Below are 21575 nucleotides of genomic sequence, written 5' to 3'. Positions count from 1 at the left end.
GCGGGCGCGGGTACCGACGGGATCGTGCGGCGCTCTCGGCCCGCTCACCGGCTCAGGATCGCGGCCCGCCGGGACCACTGGCCGGTCTCGGCGAGGCCGAGCATGAACTCGGCGGCGTCGGCCCGACTGACGCCCGAGCCGATTCGGCGCCTCGGTGTATGGACCGCGGTGCACTTCCCGGTGCGCGGGCCGTTCGTGAGGGTCAGCGGGTACACGATGGTCCAGTCGAGCCGACTGGATCGGATGAGCTCGTCGGCGAGGGCCTTGTCCGCGAACAGGCCCCGCATCGCCAGCTTGATGCCGAGCTTCGGCAGCAGCGCGACGTGCTGGAGCGTGGAGCCGGCTCCCAGGGAGGACAGCCACACCACGCGGGCGACTCCGGCGGCCTCGGCTGCGGGGAGGACGGCCCTCGCGGCGCGGCTGGCGAGGTCGGACCTGAGGTCGAGCCCGGCGCCGAGCGTGGCGATCACGGCCCGGCTGCCGGTCATCGCGTTCTTGAGGTCTTCGGCGTCGGTGGCGTCCCCGACCACGAGGCTCACCCGGTCGTCATCGCGCTGGGGCAGCCGGGCCGGGTCGCGGAGCAGGGCGGTGAGGCGGTGGCCGGACCGCAGTGTCCGTTCGACGACCTGCTGACCAGTGGTGCCGGTGGCCCCCAGAACGGTGATGTGCACTGCTCGTCTCCTCTGATCGGTCAGCGGACGGTGCCCCGCCGCGAACGTCGACCGAGAGGTATACCCCCGCGAGAGGGGAACGACTCGGCTCGGCCGGGTTTGCCATACCCCCGCGAAAATAGGCTATAAATTATAGGCTATATTGGCCGTATAGCCTATAACCTCATCTAAGGAGGCCGAATTATGGAGCGCGTCGCACCGACCGCCACTAAGAGCGAATTCGCCTATCTGCGCCTGCGGGACATGATCGTGTCCGGTGTGCTGGCGCCCGGCGAAGTCATCAACCAGGCCGTGGTCGCGTCCGACATCGGCGTGAGCACCACGCCGCTGCGGGAGGCCCTGCGCCGCCTTGAGGGCGAGGGCCTCGTCCAGCTGGGCGCGCACCGCGACGCCCGGGTCACCGCGCTCACCGCCGAGGAGGCGCGCGACCTGCTCGAGATGCGCCGCTCGCTCTGCCCGCTCGCCGCGTCGCTGGCGACCGAGCGGCGCACCGACGAGGACATCGAGGAGATGCGCGAGGCCGCCAACGGCATCGACGCGCTCCCGAGCGACCCCGGCCTCGCCGAGCTGGAGGCCTACCACCGCTTCTACGGCGCCGTCTACCGCGCCTCGCACAACGAGCTGCTCGTCGAGGCGCTCGACTCGCTGGCGAACAAGGCCGACCGCTACCAGCGGCTGGCGCTGGCCGAAGGGAGCGCGAAGAAGGAGCGGGGCGGGAAGAACGCCGAGTACCGGAAGCTGCTCGAGTCCATCGTCTCCGGCGACGCGGACGCCGCGTCTGCCTCGATGCTCCGCCACGTCGAGTCCGGCCTCGGCGCGAAGGCCCTCGACAAGCTCGAAGCCGAGGCCTCCGGCGCCAAGTCCTGACTCCGAAGTGGATCGCAATGCGCCGCCGTGAGCGATCACGGCGGCGCTTTGCGTCCCGTGGGGTGCGCTTATGAGGCGCCGGGCCCGCGTTCGGCCTTGAGCGTCTCGGCGATCGCCTCGATCTGCGCGGGCGTGCCGGTCATGATGGTGCGCACGTGCTCGGTGACGGCCTCGATCGGCCAGTCCCACCAGGCGGCGCGGAGCATCCGCTCGGTGTCGGCCTCGTCGAACCGGCGCCTGATCGGCTTCGCCGGGTTGCCGCCGACGATCGTGTAGGGCTCCACATCGGAGGTGACCACGGCGCCGGAGGCGATGATCGCGCCGTCGCCGATGGTCACGCCGGGCATGACGAGGGACCGGTATCCGAACCAGACGTCGTTGCCGACGACGGTGTCGCCGCGGGTCTCCATGCCATGCAGGATGTCGAGCGTCCGCTCGGCCCATTCGCCGCCGAAGATGGTGAACGGGAAGGCCGAGACGCCCAGCATGGGATGGTCGGCCCCGGCCATGATGAAGCGCGTGTCGGTCGCGATGGCGCAGAACCGGCCGATGACGAGCCGCTCGGGGCCGTAGCCGTAGAGGACGTTCCGCCGCTCGAACTCGGTGGGGACGTCGGGGTCGTCGTAGTAGGTGTACTCGCCGACCTGGATGCGCTCGTCGGTCACCAGCGGCTTGAGCAGCACCACGCGGGGCTGTCCCTCCAAGGGGTGCAGGACGGTCGGGTCGGGGATCGCTGCTGGCATCGGTTTCCTCACGGTCGTGTCGGTTCGCGCGCGGGCCTTAACTTCGTACGTTGTACAACAATAGCGGGAGCGGGTCTCGGCGGCAAATGCCGCAGCCGTGGCAACGGCGTCGACTGGTCGCACCGGTCCCGTCGGCAAGCGGCCGGGCCGTGGACGGCTCGGTCGTCGGCCGGTCTACGGTTCGCGCCGTCGGCGAGTGGCCGTGTCGCGCGGTGATCCCCGGATTCGGTCGGATCCGGGGATCACCGCATGGAGGCGGCTGGCGGGGACGCGTTTTCAGACGGCGCGCGGACCGCTACGCCAGGAACACCAGCCCCGCCGCGACTATGAGGTCGATGACGCCGCACGCCTCGGCGTACGAGCGCGAGACGACCCTGTCGAGCCGGTGGTGGACGAAGTCCCAGACGGCGTGGGCCAGCCACGCCGCGGCCACCGCGTACCGGGCCGCGTCCGAGTCGACCGCCACGGCCACCAGCGTGAGCGCCCCGAAGCCGATCATGCCGAACACCTGGAGGCGGTACATGCCGTCCTTGAGCAGCCGCCCGTCGGCGACGCTCCAGACCAGCACGACCACGGCGACGGCGCCGAAGACCAGCGACGGCCGGAGCAGACCGACGATCTGCGCGGCGGCCATGACCAGCGACAGCGCCACGACCACCGGCCATGACCACCCGCGCCGGCCGAACTTCGCGATGAGCAGGTACTCGAGCGCCAGGAGCGGGACGAGTTCGCCGAAGCTCGTCACGAACTCGGCGTCCACGCCGCCGCCGGCGAAGATCAGCGCGCCCGCCGCGATGGCGAGGGCGGTGGGCCAGCGCCGCAGGAGCCATCGGCCCCAGGCGGCGCGTTCGGGCCGTGTCGCGGTGGTGCTCATGCCGACTGCCCTCCGTACTCGCCGCGGCGGCGCAGCATCGCCAGGAACATGAGCGGGAACATCGCCACGTGCTCCAGGAGCATCGCGGTGTCGGCGCCGAGGACGCCGAGCCGCACGAACGGGACGAGGACGAGTGCCGGGGCGATCATCACCGCGGCCATCTCCAGCGCACCGGCCCAGCCGTGGCCCCGGATGCGCATCCAGGCGACCATGCCGATCGACATCTCCAGGGCCATCTCCAGGATGGTGAGCTCGGGGTGGGTGGCCATGCCGTACTCGACGCCGCCCAGCGCCAGGGCGCCGCGCACGGCGCCGCCGAGGACGAGCATCCCGACCAGCATCGCGACGACCATCTCGGCATAGTGGACGAGGAAGCGCCGCTTGCCCGGCGCCCCATGGCGATGGGCCGCGTGTCCGATGTGCCGGTCCGTGGTGTGCATGGGAAACTCCTTCATACAGGGGCGGGGCATCCGCCTGACGCATCCACAGTCGCAGGTGCGCATCGGCGCCGGTAGTGCCGAATTCCCACGGCTCCGCATGGGACGGTCATCGACCCGGATGACATTTGTCATGCCCGGCGCGAGATCGGACTGCCGCCCTTCGTCGGTGACCTGCGACAATGACTCGCGTGCAGGACACGCCGATCGACCGCGAGGCGGGGCTGACGGGCCTCCGCCGCTACACGTGGTGGGCCGTGCCCGGAACGACCGCGTTCTTCCTGGTGTTCTTCGGCGCGGGCTGGGTCATGGACGCGAGCGTGCCGGTCTGGATCCGCGTCGTACGCGTCGCGGCGCTCGCCGTGGCGGCCTGGGCGAGCGTGGTCCTCCTCAACCGGCGCATGGCGCTCGAACCGGTGCCGCGCCTCGACCGCTCGACGGCGTGGTGGCTGGTCGCCGCGAGCGCCGCGTCGGTCGTCATCGGCGCCATCTCCTTGGCGCTGTACGACTACGGCATCTGGGGCGTCGTGCCCGCGACGACCGTGGCCATCGCCGCCACGTTCCTGCGCCTGCGGCCCCGGCTGATCCTCATCATCGCGGCGGCCGCCGTCGCGCCCCTGCCCGGTTGGATCATCAGTGCGGCCACGGGCGGCGACGAGACGCTCCACGCGGCGCTCATGCCGCTGGGGCTGGTCCTGTTCATCACCGTCATGGTGCTCGGGCCGCTGTGGGCCTGGGACATCGCCAGGCGCCTGAACGAGGCGCAGCAGCTGGCCGCCGAGCTCGCGGTCAAGAACGAGCGGCTGAGGTTCGCGGCCGATCTGCACGACATCCAGGGCCACCATCTCCAGGTCATCGCGCTCAAGAGCGAGCTGGCGGCCCGGCTGGCGGGTGCCGACGCGGAGCGGGCCTCAGCCGAGATGCACGAGGTGCGGCGCCTGGCCGTCACGGCGCTGGAGGACACGCGGGCGGTCGTGCGCGGCTACCGGCGCACCGCGCTCGACGACGAGCTCGCCAACGCCACCAAGGTCTTGGCGGCCGCCGACATCGACGCCGAGATGCGCCTGGAGCCCTCGGCGGCCGCGAGCATCGGCCGCCTCTCCCCCGCCGCCCGGCACCTGCTGGGCCTGGTGATGCGCGAGGCCACCACGAACGTGCTGCGGCACAGCGGCGCCGAGCACGCCGAGGTCGACTACCGGATCGAGGACGGCGCCGCCCGGCTGCGCATCGCGAACGACGGCGCGGGCGGGGAGGACGGGACCTCGACGGGCACCGGGCTGCGCGCGCTGGCCGAGCGCCTGGAGGCCGCGGGCGGCGGTCTGGCGTGGGAGCGCGAAGGGGACCGCTTCGCCGTCACCGCGTCGCTCCCGATCGGCATCGCACTCGAGAGCGCAACGGAGACAACGTGATACGGATCCTGCTGGCCGACGACGAGGACCTGCTCAGGGGCGCTCTGGCCTCGCTGCTGGACCTGGAGGCGGACTTCGAGGTCGTCGCGGAGGCGTCCACTTCGACCGACGCGGTGCGCCTGGCCGAGCGGCACCGCCCCGACATCGCGGTGCTCGACCTGGAGATGCCCCCGGCCGACGGGCTCCGCGCCGCCGAGGAGATCCGCGCCGCGCTCCCCACGCGGATCGTCCTGGTCACCAGGCACGCCCGGCCGGGCGTGCTGCGCCGGGCGCTCGGCGCGGGCGTCAGCGGCTTCGTGCCGAAGACGACGCCCGCCTCCCGGCTGGCCGAGATCATCCGCGACATCGCCGCCGGGAAGCGCTATGTGGACCCCGACATCGCCGCGTCGGCGCTGAGCGAGGACGACTGCCCGCTCACCGAGCGGGAACTGGAAGTGCTGCGGGAGACCAGGACCGGAGCGTCGGTGGGCGAGATCGCGTCACGGGTGCACCTGGCGCCTGGCACCGTGCGCAACTACCTGTCGTCGGCGATGGCCAAGCTCGGCGCCTCCTCGCGCCACGCGGCGGCGCACCGGGCCTGGGAGGAGGGCTGGATCTGAGGCCGCGGCGGACGGCGGCCTACGCGGGGCGGCGCAGTGGGAATACGCGCGTCCGCTGATGCGGCGAGCGGCCCCGAGCCGCGACATTGGAGGACATGAATCGATCGACATTGTTCAAAGTCCTCGCGGTCGTGGCGGCCGCACTCACGACGATCATGGCCGTCGGCGCTCCTTCGTACGCCGAGGATCCGTCCCTCGTGGAGACCTCGAGCGGATGGCTCCGCGGCACGGTCGAGGAGGGCCGCCGCACGTTCCTCGGCGTGCCCTATGCCGCGCCGCCGGTCGGCGAGCGGCGCTGGCGCGCCGCCGAACCGGTCGAGCCGTGGCCCGGAGTCCGCGACGCCACCGAGCCCGGCTCGATGTGCCCGCAGCTGGACTGGACCGTCGGCGGCCTCGCCGGAAGCGAGGACTGCCTCTTCCTCAACGTGGACGTTCCGAGCGATGCCCCCGGGCCCCTGCCGGTCATGGTGTACCTGCACGGCGGCGGTCTCATCAGCGGCCAGGGCGCGAGCTACGACCCGGCCCGCATCGTCGAGGGCGGCGACGTCATCGTGGTGACCGTGAACTACCGGCTCGGGGCGCTCGGCTTCCTGGCGCATCCCGGCCTGGACGACCCGTTCGCGGGGAACTTCGGGCTCGCCGACCAGCAGGAGGCGCTGCGCTGGGTGGAGGAGAACATCGCGGCCTTCGGCGGCGACCCCGGCAACGTCACGCTCTGGGGGCAGTCCGCCGGCGGCTACGCCGTCTGCGCCCAGCTCGCCGCGCCGGGCGCCGAGGGCCTGTTCGACAAGGCGATCGTGCAGAGCGCCACCTGCGCCAACGACGTGCTCACCGTCGAGGAGGCCGAGGCGAGGGGCGAGCGGCTGGCCGAGGACCTCGGCTGCACCGATACCGCGCTCGCCGTCGAGTGCCTCCGCGCCGTCGATCCCGCCGAGCTGGTGCCGTGGGGGATGGACGGGGTCGGCGCCATCACGCGCCACCACTCCGACTACACGTGGAACCCCGTGGCGGGCACCGAAGTGCTCCCCTCGCAGCCGCTGGCGGCACTGTGGCGCGGCGCGGCCGCGGACGTGCCGCTCATCCACGGCGCCACCGAGGACGAGGCGCGGATGTTCGTGGCGAAGGCCTACGACTGGCGCGGCGCGCCCCTCACCGCCGAGGCGTACCCCGGCGTCGTCGAAGACCTCTTCGGGCGACGCGACGCCCGGACGATCCTCGCGACGTACCCGCTCGCCGACTACGCGACGCCGAGCCTGGCGCTGGCGACGCTGCTGACCGACTACGGAGGACTGACCGGCACCTGCTCGCAGCTGCCGGCCCTTGAGGCGGCCTCGCGCCACGCGCCCGTGTACTCCTACGAGTTCGCCGAGCCCACCGGTGAGGTCGTGGGCGACTTCGCGCTCGGCGCCAGGCACAGCGCCGACCTCCCGTACTTCTGGGACGGCCAGCTCGAACCGGTGCCGCCGACCGAGGAGCGGGAGGCCCTGGCCGAGAGGCTGATCGGCCACTGGACCGCCTTCGCGGCCACCGGCGACCCCGGTTGGGAGCGGTACCGGCACGGGAACGCGATGTCGTTCGCCGTCGATGCGACCGGACCGATCGCCATCGCCGAGGGGCACCACTGCGGCTTCTGGATACCGCGTCTGCGGTGAGCGCACGGCGAAGCCCCGCGCCGAGCGGCGCGGGGCTTCGCCGTTGCCTTACCGCAGGATCGGGAAGCGGCGGACGGGACCGAGGTCCTGCCACCAGCGTCCCAGGCCCCACCGGTCGCCGGCGTTCGCGACGGCCAGAGCGACCATCGCCACCGCGTAGAAGATGTGGACGTCCACGATCGGGTTGGAGTCGAGCGGCAGCATCGACATCCACATCGTCACCATGAGCACGGGGCCGAGGATGGCGGCCACGCGCAGGCCGATGCCGAGCGTGAGGGCGATGCCGAGGCCGGCGAGGCCGCCCATGAACAGCCACCCGGACCAGGGCTGGTCGGACATGCTGCGGAACAGCTCGCCGAAGGAGCCGTCTCGGCTGGCGAGGAAGCCCTCGGTGGGGCTGGCGCCGTCGGCCCACCCGTGCCCTTCGGCGGTGGGGTAGCCGAGGCCGAAGGTCTTGTCCAGGAAGGCCCAGAGGAAGACCCAGCCCAGGACGATCCTGACGACGGCGAGCGAGCGCGCCGGGAGGGCGCGCTCGGGCGTATCGGGTTCGTGCGGGGCTGCGGTCGGGGTCGATGTCGAAGCACTTGAAGCCATGTGAAATCCCCTCGGAGTGCGGGACGACAGCGGGGATCGCGGCGGAAGGCACCCCCTGTTGGTGCCGGCCGCCTAGGGTTGGCCGTCGTCGATACATGCCATAGAAGCGCTCCCACTCTAACATAGAGATACGTCAATATCAAGTCCTAAGCCCCGACCGGGCGCAAAAGCGACCGATTCCGACGCTCGCCGCACGGTCGGAGGCTATGCACCGGCCCGCCGGACTCCTATACTTAACCCTTAGGCTAAGCATTGATAATTGCATGTATATGAATTTAGTTTCGCCGCCCGCGCGATTCCCCGGCACGCCCGCGCGAGCGCCGCCGACACCCCTTGTCCCCCATCAGAACGCACACCAGGGAGCGAACATGCGATCGCGAACACGCCCACGACTGACCCGACTCGCCGCCGCACTGGCGGTGGCACTGGCCTCGGTCTTCCTCGTCAGCCCGCCCGCCGCCGGCGCCGTCGACACCGGCACCTGGTACCTCCTCCAGTCCCGCAGCTCCGGCCTGGTGCTCGACATCGACGGCGCCTCCACCGAGCCCGGAGCCGGGCTCATCCAGTGGAACCGCAGCGGCGCGGCCAACCAGCAATTCCGGTTCATCGACGCCGGGAACGGCTACTACCGCATCCAGGCCAGGCACTCGGGCCACGTGCTCGACGTCTACGACTGGAGCGCGGACAACGGCGCCGAGATCGTCCAGTGGAACGATCTGGACAACACCAACCAGCAGTGGCAGGTGACCGAGTCGGGCGGCTACGCCACCTTCGTCAACCGCTTCTCCGGCAAGGCGCTCGACGTGTGGCAGCAGTCGACCGAGCCCGGCGCCCGCGTCTCCCAGTACACCCCCACCGGCGGGGCCAACCAGCAGTGGCGGCTCATCCCGGTCGACGACGGCTCCGGCAGCGCCGAGGGCGACCCGTACGGCTACCTCTTCGCCTACATGACCGGCGAGGGCAGCGCGGGCGGCGAGCAGGTCTACTTCGCGCTCAGCCGCGGGAACGATCCGCTGGCCTACGACGCCCTCAACGGCTCGCAGCCGGTCCTGACCTCCGATGTGGGCGAGCAGGGGGCGCGGGACCCGTTCCTCGTCCGGTCGCCGCAGGACGGCAAGTACTACATGATCGCCACGGACCTGAAGATCTACGGCAACGGCGACTGGGACCGCGCCCAGCGCCACGGGAGCCTGTCGCTGGTCGTGTGGGAGTCGGACGACCTGGTGAACTGGAGCTCGGCGCGCTTGGAGCAGGTCTCGCCGTCATCGGCGGGCAACACCTGGGCCCCCGAGGCCTACTGGGACCCCTCCCAGAACGCCTTCGTCGTCTACTGGGCCTCGAAGCTGTACGGCACCTCGGACCACTCGGGCAGCACCTACCACCGGATGATGTACGCGACCACCACGGACTTCCGGAACTTCAGCGAGGCGCGCGTGTGGGTCGACAAGGGATATTCCACGATCGACTCCACCGTCGCCGAGCACGACGGGACGTACTACCGCTACACCAAGGACGAGCGCAGCGGCACCTCGTGCGGCAAGTTCATCCTCTCGGAGACCTCGACCTCGCTGACGAACACGAACTGGGCCTTCCAGACCGAGTGCATCGGCTCGGGCACGATCAGCCACGGCGAGGGTCCGCTGATCTTCAAATCCAACACCGAGGACCGCTGGTACATGTTCATCGACGAGTACGGCGGCCGCGGCTACATCCCCTTCGAGACCACCGACCTCTCGAGCGGGCAGTGGACGCCGGTGTCGGGTTACAGCCTGCCGGGCCGCCCGCGCCACGGCTCCATCCTGCCGCTGACCTACGGCGAGTACCAGGCGATCCAGAACGCCTGGGGCTGAGGCGGAACGGCAAGGCCACGCGTCCGCCTGAGGGCCCTCAGGCGGACGCGGCGCCCGAGCGGCGGAGGTCCTCGATCACCTTCTCGGTGATGTGATCGGGGAGGTCGGCGACGTCGACGGTCATCCCCGCCTCGTCGGCCCCGAGCGGTTCGAGGTCGCGGAACTGCGAGTCGAGCAGGCGCGGCGGCATGAAGTGCCCGGTGCGGGCGCTGAGGCGGGAGGCGATGAGCTCGGGAGAGGCACTGAGGTGGACGAAGAAGACGCGGGCGGGCGCCTCGCGCAGCATGTCGCGGTAGGAGCGCTTGAGCGCGGAGCAGGTGACGACGGTGTTCACGCCCTCGGCGTCCTGCTCGCCGATCCAGTCGCGGATGTCCCGCAGCCACGGCAGCCGGTCCTGGTCGGTGAGCGGAACGCCCATCTCCATCTTGTCGATGTTGGCCTCCGAGTGGTACTCGTCGCCTTCGGCCATGGACCATCCGAGCCGGTCGGCGAGCCGCTTCGCGATGGTGCTCTTCCCGACGCCGGAGACGCCCATCACCACCAGGCAGGTCGTCGTCATGAACCCCTCCTCACAAGCCTCTAGCGCGAAAAGATATCACCGATCGCCCGGCGCGGCGCCGTCGAACCGATGGCGAGTGCGCCTCAGGGAGGTGCCGTCGACGATACGCTCGACGCGGCGCCCGCACCGGGCGGCGCCGACGAGGAGAGGACGGCGGCCGTGTCGTATCCGGAACCGAAGTACCTGGGCGAGACCGGCGAGGTCAGCGCCGTCTTCCGAGCCGCCGACCACCCCGCGGAGCTGCTGTTCGCCAGCGGCGGGTCCGCGGGCTACCTGGCCACCGGCGCCTCCACCGGCGGGCAGTTCGGGCTGTACCAGTGGAACATGGCCCCGGGCCGGTCCGGGCCGGACCCGCACTTCCACAAGTCCATCTCGGAGTCGTTCTACATCCTCTCGGGCACGGTGCGCCTCTACAACGGCACCACGTGGATCGACGCCGAGCGGGGCGACTTCCTGTACGTGCCCGAGGGCGGCGTCCACGGCTTCCGCAACGAGTCGGGGGAGGCCGCGTCGATGCTGCTGCTGTTCGCCCCCGGCGCGCCCCGCGAGGGCTACTTCGAGGGGCTCGCCACTCTCGGCGAGCTGAGCGAGGAGGAGCGGCGGGCGTTCTTCGAGTACCACGACACCTACTGGGTCGACGAATAGTCTGCGCCGCTTCGCAAGCGGCGGGCGAGCAGGCGGCCACTAGACTGGGATGCTCGGGACCGGTCCCGCAGTGCCCGTGGGACTCTCGAGACTGGCCGCCGTTACCGTCGGAGCAGAGCGGAGCCGGGCATGCAGGAAGGCCGCATCGGAATCGACCTGACCTCGATCGCGGGCGTCGACCTCTACCGCGGCAACGCCTTCCGGCTCAGCGGCCTGCCAGTGGACGCTTCCTTGCGGCGGGTGCGCCGGCGCTCGACCGAGATCGAGGCCGCCGACCGGCTCGGCGCGGAACTCCCCTCCCCCGGCGGCCCGCTCCCGGTCGACCCGCCTCCGGCGAGCACCGAGATCCTCGACGCGCTCAGGCGCCTGCACGACCCGACCGCCAGGATCGTCGACGAGTTCCTGTGGCTGTGGCCCGAACCGGCGGCCGCGGGCGAGGCGGACGAGGCGCGCGCCGTCGCCCTGCACAACCTCGCCGTCACCGCGCACGTAAGCGCCTTGGAGGACGACTACCCCGACGGAGCCGTCGAGGAGAAATGGGGCGCGGTCTACCGCCGATGGAACCAGGTCCTCGAAGAGGAGGCGTGCTGGCGCCGGCTCGCCCGCCGCGTCGAGGCCCTCGCCGACCCGCAGCTGCGGACCACCGCCGTCGACCGCCTCCGCCTCGGGCTGCCCGAGCTGGTGCTGTCGACCCACGCCGGGCTCGCCGTCGCCGACTTCGCCCGCGACCGGGACCGGGGCCTGCGCCAGGCCGACGCCATGCTGGGGTCCGATCACGACGACGCCATGATCGACCGGGCGCTGCTCGGCGCGCTCGGGCCGCAGGTGTCGCGGCTCAAGGCCCTCGCCGAGCAGACCAAGGACGCCGCGGGCGACCACGAGGCGTACCAGCGCACGTGCCAGGCAGCTCTGGAGGGCTCGGCCGCCGACCTGGCGGCGCTGCGGACCCTGGTGTGCGACGAGAACGCCGTCGTCTCCGGCATCGCCGACGACCTGGCCTCCGGCGTGCGCGAATGCGTGGTGGGCGCGATGAACCGCATACCGGAGGACGAGGCCGTCAGGCGGCGCGTCGAGGTCGCGCACGCCATCCGGTGGCTCGACCTCGCGAACGGGGTCGCGGTCGGGGACCACGTCAGGGAGCGGATCGGCGAGGACCTCCAGACGCTGCTGAGCAACCTCGTGGTCGCCGCCTGCCGTGCGGCCCAGGAGGAGAGCCGGAGGTCCCCCGCCTCGGGGATCACCGCGCAGCGCTCGCTCGTCGAGCAGACGCGCAAGCCGCTGCGGCGCATCATGGCCAAGGACCGGGGCCGCTACTTCGACCTGTGCGACGAGGTCGCGGGCACCGCGTTCCTGATCCTGCTCGAGTACGCCAACGTGACCGGCGAGGGCCGCGCGGTGCTGCCGGAGCTGCGGTCGCTGCTGCGCATCGCGCACGACCCGAAGCTGCGCGACCAGCTGACGCGGGCCGTCCACGCCTTCGAGTCCGGCGGCCCCGACACGGGGCGGCGGGGCGCCTCGCGCTCGGTGTGGAGCGCCGTCGACGCCTCGGCGGACGCCTGCGCGATGTGCGAGCGCACCGCCACCGGCTCGCGGACGGTCGTCATGGGCCATCCCCAGCGGTACGGCGAGGCGCTCGCCGTCACCGTGCCCTCCTGCGGCCGCTGCCACCGCAAGCGCCTGAACTCCGACCGCTCCGGCTGCCTCATCGGCCTGCTCTTCCTGGCCGCGATCGTGCTGGGGCTGGTGGTCCTGTTCTCGTCGCTGACGTGGTCGGCCACCGACGCGTGGTTCGGGTGGATGGTCGTCGCGGTCGCGCTGCTGGGCTACGTGTCCGAGCGCGGCGAGAAGCGGCGTCGGCGCCTCGGCGCGCACCCCGAGATCCGGCGGCGGCTGTCCGAAGGGTGGCGGATCGCCAATTGAGCATCCACATGGAGGTTGACGCATGCCCGTTGCCATAGACGAAGGACCGCTCGCCGAGCTCGCCGTCGCGGTGTGGCGGTTGCGGAGCCGGGCGCCCGACGGCCCGGTGGGTCGCCACGCCCTCAGCGCGGCCGACGCGCTGGCGGCGATGGGCGTCGAGGCCCGCGGCTACGACGGGGCCGCCTACTCCTCGGGGCTCCAGCTGCGCGTGCTGGCCTTCCAGCCCACCGCCGGCCTCGCCGAGGAGCGGGTCCTGGAGACCGTCAGCCCCGCGGTCTACCTGCGCGGCAAGGTGATCCGCATGGGCGAGGTCATCGTCGGCATTCCCGAGACCGAACCGGAAGCGCAGAAGGAGCAGGGCGAATGAGCAGGACCACCATCGACTTCGGCATCGACCTGGGCACCACCAACAGCGCGATCGCGGTGCTGCGCGGCGTCGGCACCGAGGTCGTCAAGAACAACGACAACGACGAGACCACCCCCTCGGCCGTGTGGGCCGACCGGCGCGGGCGCCTGCACGTCGGCCGCGCCGCCCGCGAGCGCAGCGAGTCCGACCCCGAGCACACCTGCGTCGAGTTCAAGCTGCGCATGGGCACCGTGGACCCGGTCAAGACCCTCGCGGGCACGCCCATGACCCCCGAGATGCTCTCGGCCGAGGTCCTCAAGTCGCTGCGCGCCAGTGCCGCCCGCCGCCTCGGGGAGGACGTCGAGGCCGCGGTCATCACCGTCCCGGCCGCGTTCGACCTGAGCGCGTGCGACGCCACCAGGCGCGCCGCCGAGCTGGCGGGCCTGGCCTCCTCGCCGCTGCTGCCCGAGCCCGCCGCCGCGGCGCACAGCTACGGCTTCCAGGCCACCGACGAGAACGCCATGTGGCTGGTCTACGACCTCGGCGGCGGCACCTTCGACGCGGCGGTGATCCGCCTGCGCGAGGGCGAGTTCTCGGTGGTGCGGCACGCGGGCGACAACTTCCTGGGCGGCAAGGTCATCGACTGGCGGATCGTCGACGAGCTGCTCATCCCCGCCGCCGTCGAGCAGGCCCCCGCGCTCGCGGGGCTCTCGAGGGGCGACGCCCGCTGGGCGGGCGCGATCGGCAAGCTCAAGCGCAACGCCGAGATCGCCAAGATCGAGCTGTCCCTGACCGACGGCGCGTGGATCGAGGCGGAGCTGGAGGACCGGCGCGGCGGGCGGCACGAGTTCGAGTACGAGCTGCGCCGATCCGACGTCGAGCGCCTCGCCGACCCGATCGTGTCGAAGTCGGTCAACCTGTGCAGGGACGCGCTCGCCGGGCTCGGCATCGGGCCGGGCGACATCGAGAAGGTCATCATGGTCGGCGGCCAGACCGCCATGCCGTACCTGCGCGAGCGGATCGCCGACCCCGTCAGTGGCCTGGGCATCCCGCTCGAGTTCGACCAGGACCCGATGACGGTGGTGGCCAGGGGCGCGGCGATCTTCGCGGGCGGCCAGCCGCTCGATACCGAGGCGCTCCCGGCCTCGCCGGAGCCGGGCGGGTACCGCGTCAGGCTCGAGTACCCGCGCGTCAGCCCCGACGTCGACCCGATCGTCATGGGCCAGGTCTCCGGCGAGGGCGAGGCGGCGCTGTCGGACCTCACGGTCGAACTGGTCGACCGGGAGGCCGACCCGGCGTGGCGCAGCGGGAAGATCCACCTCACCGACCGGGGGAACTTCTCGACGACGCTGTGGGCCACGCGCGGGAGACGACACACCTACGCGATCGAGCTGTCCGAGGCCACCGGTCGGCTCCTGCCGGTGAGCCCGGACGAGCTGTCCTACACCGTCGGGTCCGTCGAGGAGCGGCCCACGCTCGGCACGACGATCGCCGTCGGGCTCGACGGCAACCGGATGAAGCCGCTGATCCCCCAGGGCACGCCCCTGCCGACCCGGCAGGTCATCCCGCTGCGCACCACCGTCACCGTCCAGCGCGGCGAGGGCGGCGGCATCCTGCCGGTGCCGGTGCTGGAGGGCGTCCACGCGCGCGGGGACCGCAACCGGCGCATCGGCAGGATCGAGGTCCGCGCCGACGAGGTCGGCCGCACCGTCCCGGCGGGCAGCGAGGTCAAGTTGACGATCGCGATCGACACGTCCCGGATCATCCGCGCGAGCCTGGAGGTGCCGCTGCTCGACCAGGTCTTCGAGCACACCATCAACTTGAACACCGAGTCGGCGCCGGGCCATGAGGAATTGGAGGCGATGGCCGAGGAGGAGCTGTCGCGGCTCGCGGCGGTGCGCGAGCGCCAGGCCGGGCTGCACAGCCCGCTCGCCGAGATCCACCTCTCGCGCATCGACGACGAGCGCCTGCCCGAGGACGTCGCGAGCCTCGTGGCGGCGGCCCGCGCCAGCCAGGACGACGCCCTGGCGGCGCACAAGCGGATCATCGACCTGCGCGTGGCCATCGACGCGGTCGAGGACGAGCTGCGCTGGCCCGAGCTCGTCGAGGAGGCCGAGGGCATCATGGTCGAGGCGCGGGACCTCATCACCGCCCACGGCAGTGCTTCTGACCGGGAGAACCTGCCGCTCTACGAGCGGCGGATCACCGAGGCGATCGACTCGCGCGATTCGGATCTGCTGCGGCAGCGGACCGGTGAGCTCCAGGAGCACGTGATGCGGGTGCTCGACCGCGGGCCGGTGCTCCAGACGATGATCTTCACCAGCCTCACCGAGTACCGGTCGGACATGCGCAGTCCCGCGCAGGCCGACCGGCTCATCGTCGAGGGCCGCCGGGCGATCGACCAGGGCGAGCCGGAGCGGCTGCGCACGATCAACATGCAGCTGCGGGACCTGCTCGACGACCGGAGCGGCGGGCCGAGCGCGGCCGGTTCGATCTGGAGCGGCGTGGACCACCGCGGTTGAGTCGGAGCGGCGCCGGAGGCCGAACGTCTCGGCCTCCGGCGCCGGTGCGCCGTACGGGGTCCCGGCGCCGGCTGCGGGCCCCGTGCGCGGCGGCTTGGAGGCGGCCTAGTCGAGGTAGCGGGCGTAGGCCAGCAGGGTCAGGAACGTCGGGTAGTCCTCGCCGAGCGCGCATTCGGTGAAGATCTCCAGCGCGTCGTCGAAGCGGTCGCCCTCGAACCGGTCGAAGGAGGCGAACTCCTCGCGCATGAGCGCCTCGACCCATTGGCGGGTGACGACGCGCCCGGCGTCGGTGCACGCCTCGCCGTGGATCCACTGCCAGATCTGGGACCTGGAGATCTCGGCGGTGGCGGCGTCCTCCATCAGGTTGTTGATGGCCGCGGCGCCCTCGCCGCGCAGCCACGACTCGATGTAGCGGATGCCGACTTCGAGGTTCGCCCTGATGCCGCGTTCGGTGACGTCCCCTTCGGTCGAGGCGATGTCGAGCAGGGCGCGGTCGTCGGGGACGACGTCCTCGCGGAGCCGGTCGATCTGGTTGGGCAGGCCGCCGAAGGCCTCGTCGAAGACCGCCATGGCGACCGGGACGAGGTCCGGGTGGGCCACCCAGGAGCCGTCGAAGCCGTCGTCGGCCTCCCGTGTCTTGTCCTCCCTGACCTTCTCCAGGGCCGCGGCGTTCGCCTCGCTGTCGCGCCGGTTCGGGATGAACGCGGCCATGCCGCCGATCGCCGAGGCGCTGCGCCGGTGGCAGGTGCGGACCAGCAGCTCGGTGTAGGCGCGCATGAACGGCTGGGTCATGGTCACCAGGCCGCGGTCGGGCAGCATGAAGCGGGTGCCCCGCTCGCGGAAGTTCTTGATGACCGAGAAGATGTAGTCCCACCGTCCGGCGTTGAGCCCCGAGGAGTGGCGGCGCAGCTCGTAGAGGATCTCCTCCATCTCGAACGCGGCGGTGATCGTCTCGATGAGGACGGTCGCCCTGATGGTGCCCTGCGGGATGCCGAGCAGGTCCTGGGCGAGGACGAACACGTCGTTCCACAGCCGCGCCTCGAGGTGCGATTCGAGCTTCGGCAGGTAGAAGTAGGGTCCGCGGCCGAGTTCGATGAGCCGCTCGGCGTTGTGGAAGAAATAGAGACCGAAGTCGACCAGGCCGCCGCTGATGGGGACGCCGTCGATGCGCAGGTGCCGCTCGGTCAGGTGCCAGCCGCGGGGGCGGACGATGATCGTTGGCAGGTCGGTGAGCGCCTGGCCGTTCAGGCGGTAGTCCTTGCCCTGGTCGGTGGTGAAGTCGATGCGGTGCTCGATCGCGTCGATGAGGTTGAGCTGGGCGTTGACCACGTTGGACCAGCTGGGCGTGGAGGAGTCCTCCATGTCGGCCAGCCAGCACTTCGCGCCGGAGTTGAGGGCGTTGACGGTCATCTTGCGCTCGCACGGGCCGGTGATCTCGACGCGGCGGTCCTCCAGGCCGGGCGCGAGCGGCGCGACCGACCAGGAGAGGTCGTCGCGGATCGCGGCGGTCTCGGGCGGGAAGTGCGGGTCGGTGCCGTTGGCGATCTGGATGCGGCGCTCCTGGCGGCGCTGGAGGAGCTCCTGCCTGCGGCCGACGAAGGCGCGGTGCAGCTCGGCGAGGAAGTCGAGCGCCTTCGGCGTCAGGATCTCGTCTTGGCGGTCGACCGCGGCGGCGGTGACGGCCACCGCCTCGGCGGTGCCGGTCTCGGTGAGGGTGTCCATTGGCTTTCTCCTTGCTCGGTGTGTGTCGGTGGTGCCTGCTCAGAACTGCCCGGTCTCGGTGGAGCCCGCCAGCGCCAGCGTGGAGCCGCTCGGGTTGAGCGCGCCGGTGACGTGGTCGAAGTAGCCGGTGCCGACCTCGCGCTGGTGCCTGGTGGCGGTGTACCCGCGTTCCTCGGCGGCGAACTCGCGTTCTTGGAGTTCGACGTAGGCGCTCATGCCGTCGCGGGCGTAGCCGTGGGCGAGGTCGAACATCGAGTAGTTGAGGGCGTGGAATCCGGCGAGGGTGATGAACTGGAAGGTGAAGCCCATCGATCCGAGTTCGCGCTGGAACTTGGCGATCGTGTCGTCGTCGAGGTGGCGGCGCCAGTTGAACGACGGCGAGCAGTTGTAGGCGAGCATCTGCTCGGGGTGCTCGGCCTTGACCGCTTCGGCGAAGGCGCGGGCCGTTTCGAGGTCGGGCGTGCCGGTCTCCATCCACAGCAGGTCCGCGTACGGCGCGTAGGACTTGGCGCGGGCGATGCACGGCTCCAGTCCGGACCGGACGCGGTAGTAGCCTTCGGCGGTGCGCTCGCCGGTGAGGAAGGCGGCGTCGCGCTCGTCCACGTCGGAGGTGAGCAGCGTGGCGGCCTCGGCGTCGGTGCGGGCGATGATGAGCGCGGGGACGCCTTCGACGTCGGCGGCGAGGCGGGCGGCGTTCAGGGTGCGCAGGTGCTGGGAGGTCGGGACGAGGACCTTGCCGCCGAGGTGCCCGCATTTCTTCTCGGAGGCGAGCTGGTCCTCCCAGTGGACGGCGGCGGCGCCCGCGGCGATCATGGCCTTCATGAGCTCGTAGGCGTTGAGCGGGCCGCCGAAGCCGGCCTCGGCGTCGGCGACGATCGGGACGAGCCAGTCGTCGACCGAGGCGGTGCCCTCGGCGCACTCGATCTGGTCGGCCCGCATGAGCGCGTTGTTGATGCGCCGCACCACCTGCGGGACGGAGTTCGCCGGGTACAGCGACTGGTCGGGGTAGGTCTGGGCGGCGAGGTTGGCGTCGGCGGCCACCTGCCAGCCCGAGAGGTAGATCGCGCGCAGCCCGGCCTTGACCTGCTCGACGGCCTGGTTGCCGGTGAGCGCGCCGAGCGCGCCCGTGTAGCCGCCGGTCGCGGCGTCGTCGGTCAGCTGTGCCCAGAGCTTCTCGGCGCCGCGGCGGGCCAGGGTGTGCTCTTCGGTGACGCGGCCGCGCAGCCGCACGACGTCGGCGCTGCTGTAGTCGCGGACGGTGTGCGCCCAGCGCGGGTCGGCGGCCCAGGCGAGGGCCAGCTGCTCGGCGGCGAGGCGCTGATCGCGTGCGGTGTCGGACATCGTCTTCTCCCAAGGTCCCCGGCGGCCGTCGCGAGGCGGCCACTACTTGCAGGTAACAGCATCTTTTCCCGTCTTGGCTCCACAAGTAAGCGGTTCTGTCTGGAAAGATCGGCGTTTCTTCGCTGATAATGAAGAAATGGCAAAGAATTTTCCAGCGGGCGCGGCGCCCGCGGCGGAGCCGCCGTCCGGGCACCGGCCTTGGGGCGCCGCCGAGGCGGCCGAGCTGTCGGCCGGCGAGGACACCGCCGTGGACCTCATCAGCCTCGGCAAGCAGATCCGCCACTTGCGCAAGCGGCGCGGGATGAGCCTCGACGACCTCGGCGGGGCCGTCGGCACGGCGCCCTCGCAGCTGTCGCTGATCGAGAACGGCAAGCGGGAGCCGAAGCTGTCGATGCTGCGGGCCCTGGCGCGGGCGCTCGGGGTCAGCTCGGACGAGCTGCTCGGGGCCGAGCCGCCGAACCGCCGCGTGGCCCTGGAGATCGAGCTCGAGCGCTCGCAGCGCAGCGAGCAGTACGCCGCGCTCGGCCTGCCGAGCATCAGGCCGTCCTCGCGGATCCCCACCGAGGTGCTGGAGGCGCTCGTGGGCCTGCACCGCGAGGTCGACCGGCAGGTGAACCTGCACGCGGCCACGCCCGAGGAGGCCAGGCGCGCGAACACCGAGCTGCGCCGCCGCATGCGGGAGAAGGACAACTACTTCGCCGACATCGAGGCCGAGGCCCGCGCGCTCCTGGGGCACGTGGGGTACGCGAGCGGCCCGCTCTCGCAGCACCAGATCTCCGACCTGGCCGCCCATCTCAGGTTCTCGCTGCGCCACGTCGACGACCTGCCGCACTCGACGCGCTCGGTGACCGACCTGCGCAACCGGCGGATCTACCTGACGCCGAACAAGGACTCCTCGCACGACCCGCGGACGGTGCTGCTCCAGGCGATCGCCAGCCACGTCCTGGAGCACCGGGTGCCGCAGACCTACCTGGAGTTCCTCGGCCAGCGCGTGGCCACGAACTACCTGGCCGCCGCGCTCCTGATCCCCGAGCAGAGCGCCGTGCGGTTCCTGCGGGAGGCCATGCGGGAGAAGGAGATCGCCGTCGAGGACCTGCGCGACAACTTCGCGGTGTCCTACGAGGCCGCCGCGCACCGGTTCACCAACCTCGCGACGCAGCACCTCGGCATCCGCACGCACTTCCAGAAGGTCCACAAGTCCGGGATCGTCTTCAAGGCCTACGAGAACGACGACGTGGCCTTCCCCGTCGACGCGACGGGCGCGATCGAGGGCCAGCCGGTGTGCCGGTACTGGACGAGCCGCCAGGTGTTCGACGTGCCCGACAAGTTCAACGCGTTCAACCAGTACACCGACACGGCCACGGGCACGTACTGGTGCACCGCCCGCACCGAGCGCGGCCCGGACGGGGAGTTCTCGCTGAGCATCGGCGTGCCGTACGAGTCGGCGAGGTGGTTCCGCGGCAAGGAGACGACGGCGCGCTCGGTCTCGCGCTGCCCCGAGCCCGACTGCTGCCGCAATCCGCCGCGGGACCTGGCCGAGACGTGGGCGGGGCAGGTGTGGCCGACGGCGCGGGCGGCCTCCTCGCAGTTCGCCGCGATGCCGCTGGGGTCCTTCCCCGGCGTGGACGAGACCGAGGTCTACCGGTTCCTGGAGCGCCATTCGGACCGATGACCGGTGCGAACCTTCACATCACGCGGTGTAACCGCCGCCGAGTCGGGTAATACCTCCCCGGCCCGAGCGGGCCGTGAGCACAGGGATCGCAGGGAGGCGGACCGGATGCGGGTATGCGGGGCAGTGGTGGTCATCACCGGAGCGAGCAGCGGGATCGGGAAGGCGACGGCGCTGGCCTTCGCCAGGGAAGGGGCGTCGCTGATGCTGGCCGCCCGCCGGAAGTCGGCGCTGGACGACACCGTGGGCGCGTGCGAGGAGCTGGGCGCCTCGGCGACGGCCGTGGAGGTCGACGTGACCGACGCCGACGCGGTGGACGGCCTGGCCGACGCCGCGGTCCGGCGGTTCGGCAGCCTCGACGTGTGGGTCAACAACGCGGGGGTGACGATCTTCTCCCCGTTCCTCCAGATGCCGCCGGAGGACCTGCGGCGGGTCCTCGACGTCAACGTGCTCGGCTGCGTCAACGGCGCGCGGGCGGCCCTGCCGTGGATGCGCGAGCAGGGCTCGGGCGTGCTCATCAACGTCGCCTCGGCCGTCGTCGACGCGCCCCCGCCGTACGTCTCGGCGTACGCCATGTCGAAGGCGGCGGTCCGGTCGCTGTCGGCGAGCCTGCGCGGCGAGCTGCTGCTCGAAGACCTGCCCGAGGTGCGCGTCTGCACCGTCCTGCCGGGCACCGTCGACACGCCGCTGTTCGGCGAGGCCGCCAATCGCACCGGCCGCGGCGTGCGGCCGATGCCGCCGGTGAACGCGCCGCAGCGGATCGCCCGCGCGATCGTCAGGACGGCGCGCTCGCCGCGCCGCGAGGTGCGAGCCGGGGCGGGATCGCACCTGGTGGCGATGATGAGCGAGCGGGCCCCGGGTCTGACCGAGCGCCTCATGGCCCGGAAGGCCGACCGGCAGCACTTCTCGCGCAGGCGGGCGGCCGAGGATACCGAGGGCAACCTCTACGAGCCGTCCGAACGGGCCGAGGACGGCAAGGTCACGGGCGGCTGGGGAGGGCGGCGGCACACCGTCCAACGCGGGGTCGCCATGGCCGCCGCGGTCGGCATCACCGGGGCGCTGCTGCTGCGCCGCCGCAGGCGCCGCGCCGAACGACGCTCGCGTTGAGCGCACCGGTCCGCGCTGTCGGGCATGGCCGGGGCGCGTGGAGCCGCT

General features: G+C 71.7%; 18 protein-coding genes and 2 pseudogenes. 12 read left to right on the top strand and 8 right to left on the bottom strand.

Annotated elements, in window-relative coordinates; genetic code table 11:
- Positions 1 to 44: 44 nt before the first annotated feature.
- Positions 45 to 671: an NAD(P)-dependent oxidoreductase gene (locus H613_RS0113215; RefSeq protein WP_026924172.1), complete on the bottom strand. Its 627-nt coding sequence runs from the start codon at positions 669 to 671 to the stop codon at positions 45 to 47.
- A gap of 183 nt (positions 672 to 854) precedes the next feature.
- Between H613_RS0113215 and H613_RS0113210 the strand changes: the two genes are divergently transcribed.
- Positions 855 to 1538: a GntR family transcriptional regulator gene (locus H613_RS0113210; protein ID WP_026924171.1), complete on the top strand. Its 684-nt coding sequence runs from the start codon at positions 855 to 857 to the stop codon at positions 1536 to 1538.
- 68 nt (positions 1539 to 1606) lie between these two features.
- Here H613_RS0113210 and H613_RS26405 read toward each other — a convergent pair whose 3' ends face one another.
- The 3 genes from H613_RS26405 to H613_RS0113195 form a co-directional block, all read right to left on the bottom strand.
- Positions 1607 to 2281, bottom strand: a complete 675-nt coding sequence (locus tag H613_RS26405; protein ID WP_035738049.1) for a CatB-related O-acetyltransferase — start codon at positions 2279 to 2281, stop codon at positions 1607 to 1609.
- A gap of 295 nt (positions 2282 to 2576) precedes the next feature.
- A complete protein-coding gene (locus H613_RS0113200) occupies positions 2577 to 3155 on the bottom strand; it encodes a hypothetical protein (protein WP_026924170.1) in 579 nt (192 codons plus the stop codon).
- Entirely contained in the window at positions 3152 to 3595 is a 444-nt protein-coding gene (locus tag H613_RS0113195) for a hypothetical protein (RefSeq protein WP_035738047.1), read from the bottom strand. Before H613_RS0113195 ends, H613_RS0113200 begins: the two co-directional genes overlap by 4 nt.
- A 188-nt stretch (positions 3596 to 3783) precedes the next feature.
- Between H613_RS0113195 and H613_RS0113190 the strand changes: the two genes are divergently transcribed.
- From H613_RS0113190 to H613_RS0113180, 3 genes are all read left to right on the top strand, one after another.
- Complete coding sequence (locus H613_RS0113190; protein ID WP_026924168.1) at positions 3784 to 5001, top strand: sensor histidine kinase; 1218 nt, start codon at positions 3784 to 3786, stop codon at positions 4999 to 5001.
- Positions 4998 to 5600: a response regulator transcription factor gene (locus H613_RS0113185; protein WP_026924167.1), complete on the top strand. Its 603-nt coding sequence runs from the start codon at positions 4998 to 5000 to the stop codon at positions 5598 to 5600. Before H613_RS0113190 ends, H613_RS0113185 begins: the two co-directional genes overlap by 4 nt.
- 95 nt (positions 5601 to 5695) lie before the next feature.
- On the top strand, positions 5696 to 7252 hold the full coding sequence (locus H613_RS0113180) for a carboxylesterase/lipase family protein (protein WP_026924166.1): 1557 nt from the start codon (positions 5696 to 5698) through the stop codon (positions 7250 to 7252).
- A 48-nt stretch (positions 7253 to 7300) separates the two neighbouring features.
- Here the strand turns inward: H613_RS0113180 and H613_RS0113175 are convergent, their stop codons facing one another.
- The gene (locus H613_RS0113175; protein ID WP_035738045.1) at positions 7301 to 7846 is read right to left on the bottom strand and encodes a DoxX family membrane protein; all 546 of its coding nucleotides are present in this window, start codon (positions 7844 to 7846) and stop codon (positions 7301 to 7303) included.
- Between the two features lie 206 nt (positions 7847 to 8052).
- Between H613_RS0113175 and H613_RS32935 the strand changes: the two are divergent.
- Both H613_RS32935 and H613_RS32930 read left to right on the top strand, forming a co-directional pair.
- Positions 8053 to 8688, top strand: a pseudogene (locus H613_RS32935) (RICIN domain-containing protein); the annotation flags it as partial.
- Between the two features lie 87 nt (positions 8689 to 8775).
- A pseudogene (locus tag H613_RS32930) lies at positions 8776 to 9696 on the top strand (glycoside hydrolase family 43 protein); the annotation flags it as partial.
- 37 nt (positions 9697 to 9733) lie between these two features.
- Here H613_RS32930 and H613_RS0113165 read toward each other — a convergent pair.
- Positions 9734 to 10255: a gluconokinase gene (locus tag H613_RS0113165; RefSeq protein ID WP_026924164.1), complete on the bottom strand. Its 522-nt coding sequence runs from the start codon at positions 10253 to 10255 to the stop codon at positions 9734 to 9736.
- Positions 10256 to 10414: 159 nt separating this feature from the next.
- Between H613_RS0113165 and H613_RS0113160 the strand changes: the two genes are divergently transcribed.
- From H613_RS0113160 to H613_RS0113145, 4 genes are all read left to right on the top strand, one after another.
- On the top strand, positions 10415 to 10900 hold the full coding sequence (locus H613_RS0113160) for a cupin domain-containing protein (RefSeq protein WP_026924163.1): 486 nt from the start codon (positions 10415 to 10417) through the stop codon (positions 10898 to 10900).
- 129 nt (positions 10901 to 11029) lie between these two features.
- Positions 11030 to 12820, top strand: coding sequence for a hypothetical protein (locus H613_RS0113155; protein ID WP_026924162.1), 1791 nt, complete (start codon positions 11030 to 11032; stop codon positions 12818 to 12820).
- Between the two features lie 22 nt (positions 12821 to 12842).
- The gene (locus H613_RS26395) at positions 12843 to 13187 is read left to right on the top strand and encodes a hypothetical protein (protein WP_051393317.1); all 345 of its coding nucleotides are present in this window, start codon (positions 12843 to 12845) and stop codon (positions 13185 to 13187) included.
- Complete coding sequence (locus tag H613_RS0113145) at positions 13184 to 15688, top strand: Hsp70 family protein (protein ID WP_035738044.1); 2505 nt, start codon at positions 13184 to 13186, stop codon at positions 15686 to 15688. Before H613_RS26395 ends, H613_RS0113145 begins: the two co-directional genes overlap by 4 nt.
- Before the next feature lie 105 nt (positions 15689 to 15793).
- Here H613_RS0113145 and aceB read toward each other — a convergent pair whose 3' ends face one another.
- Together aceB and aceA are read right to left on the bottom strand one after the other, a co-directional pair.
- Positions 15794 to 17410, bottom strand: a complete 1617-nt coding sequence (gene aceB, locus H613_RS0113140) for a malate synthase A (RefSeq protein WP_026924160.1) — start codon at positions 17408 to 17410, stop codon at positions 15794 to 15796.
- A 39-nt stretch (positions 17411 to 17449) separates the two neighbouring features.
- Positions 17450 to 18751, bottom strand: coding sequence for an isocitrate lyase (gene aceA, locus H613_RS0113135; RefSeq protein ID WP_026924159.1), 1302 nt, complete (start codon positions 18749 to 18751; stop codon positions 17450 to 17452).
- A gap of 136 nt (positions 18752 to 18887) precedes the next feature.
- On the opposite strand from aceA, the gene H613_RS0113130 reads away from it, so the two are divergent.
- On the top strand, positions 18888 to 20423 hold the full coding sequence (locus tag H613_RS0113130) for a helix-turn-helix domain-containing protein (protein ID WP_026924158.1): 1536 nt from the start codon (positions 18888 to 18890) through the stop codon (positions 20421 to 20423).
- 123 nt (positions 20424 to 20546) lie between these two features.
- Positions 20547 to 21527: an SDR family oxidoreductase gene (locus H613_RS0113125; protein WP_211234811.1), complete on the top strand. Its 981-nt coding sequence runs from the start codon at positions 20547 to 20549 to the stop codon at positions 21525 to 21527.
- Positions 21528 to 21575: the final 48 nt, after the last annotated feature.

The sequence above is a fragment of the Glycomyces arizonensis DSM 44726 genome (assembly GCF_000482705.1).
In the GTDB taxonomy this organism is placed as follows: Bacteria; Actinomycetota; Actinomycetes; order Mycobacteriales; family Micromonosporaceae; genus Glycomyces; species Glycomyces arizonensis.
This window is presented reverse-complemented; position numbering and strand designations above follow the sequence as displayed.

Bases quoted from the DNA above. Each gene is read 5' to 3' on its own strand.
- H613_RS0113210 (WP_026924171.1), top strand. From the start codon at position 855: ATGGAGCGCGTCGCACCGACCGCCACTAAGAGCGAATTCGCCTATCTG.
- H613_RS26405 (WP_035738049.1), bottom strand. From the start codon at position 2,281: ATGCCAGCAGCGATCCCCGACCCGACCGTCCTGCACCCCTTGGAGGGA.
- H613_RS0113200 (WP_026924170.1), bottom strand. From the start codon at position 3,155: ATGAGCACCACCGCGACACGGCCCGAACGCGCCGCCTGGGGCCGATGG.
- H613_RS0113195 (WP_035738047.1), bottom strand. From the start codon at position 3,595: ATGCACACCACGGACCGGCACATCGGACACGCGGCCCATCGCCATGGG.
- H613_RS0113180 (WP_026924166.1), top strand. From the start codon at position 5,696: ATGAATCGATCGACATTGTTCAAAGTCCTCGCGGTCGTGGCGGCCGCA.
- H613_RS0113175 (WP_035738045.1), bottom strand. From the start codon at position 7,846: ATGGCTTCAAGTGCTTCGACATCGACCCCGACCGCAGCCCCGCACGAA.
- H613_RS0113165 (WP_026924164.1), bottom strand. From the start codon at position 10,255: ATGACGACGACCTGCCTGGTGGTGATGGGCGTCTCCGGCGTCGGGAAG.
- H613_RS0113155 (WP_026924162.1), top strand. From the start codon at position 11,030: ATGCAGGAAGGCCGCATCGGAATCGACCTGACCTCGATCGCGGGCGTC.
- H613_RS26395 (WP_051393317.1), top strand. From the start codon at position 12,843: ATGCCCGTTGCCATAGACGAAGGACCGCTCGCCGAGCTCGCCGTCGCG.
- H613_RS0113145 (WP_035738044.1), top strand. From the start codon at position 13,184: ATGAGCAGGACCACCATCGACTTCGGCATCGACCTGGGCACCACCAAC.
- aceB (WP_026924160.1), bottom strand. From the start codon at position 17,410: ATGGACACCCTCACCGAGACCGGCACCGCCGAGGCGGTGGCCGTCACC.
- aceA (WP_026924159.1), bottom strand. From the start codon at position 18,751: ATGTCCGACACCGCACGCGATCAGCGCCTCGCCGCCGAGCAGCTGGCC.
- H613_RS0113130 (WP_026924158.1), top strand. From the start codon at position 18,888: ATGGCAAAGAATTTTCCAGCGGGCGCGGCGCCCGCGGCGGAGCCGCCG.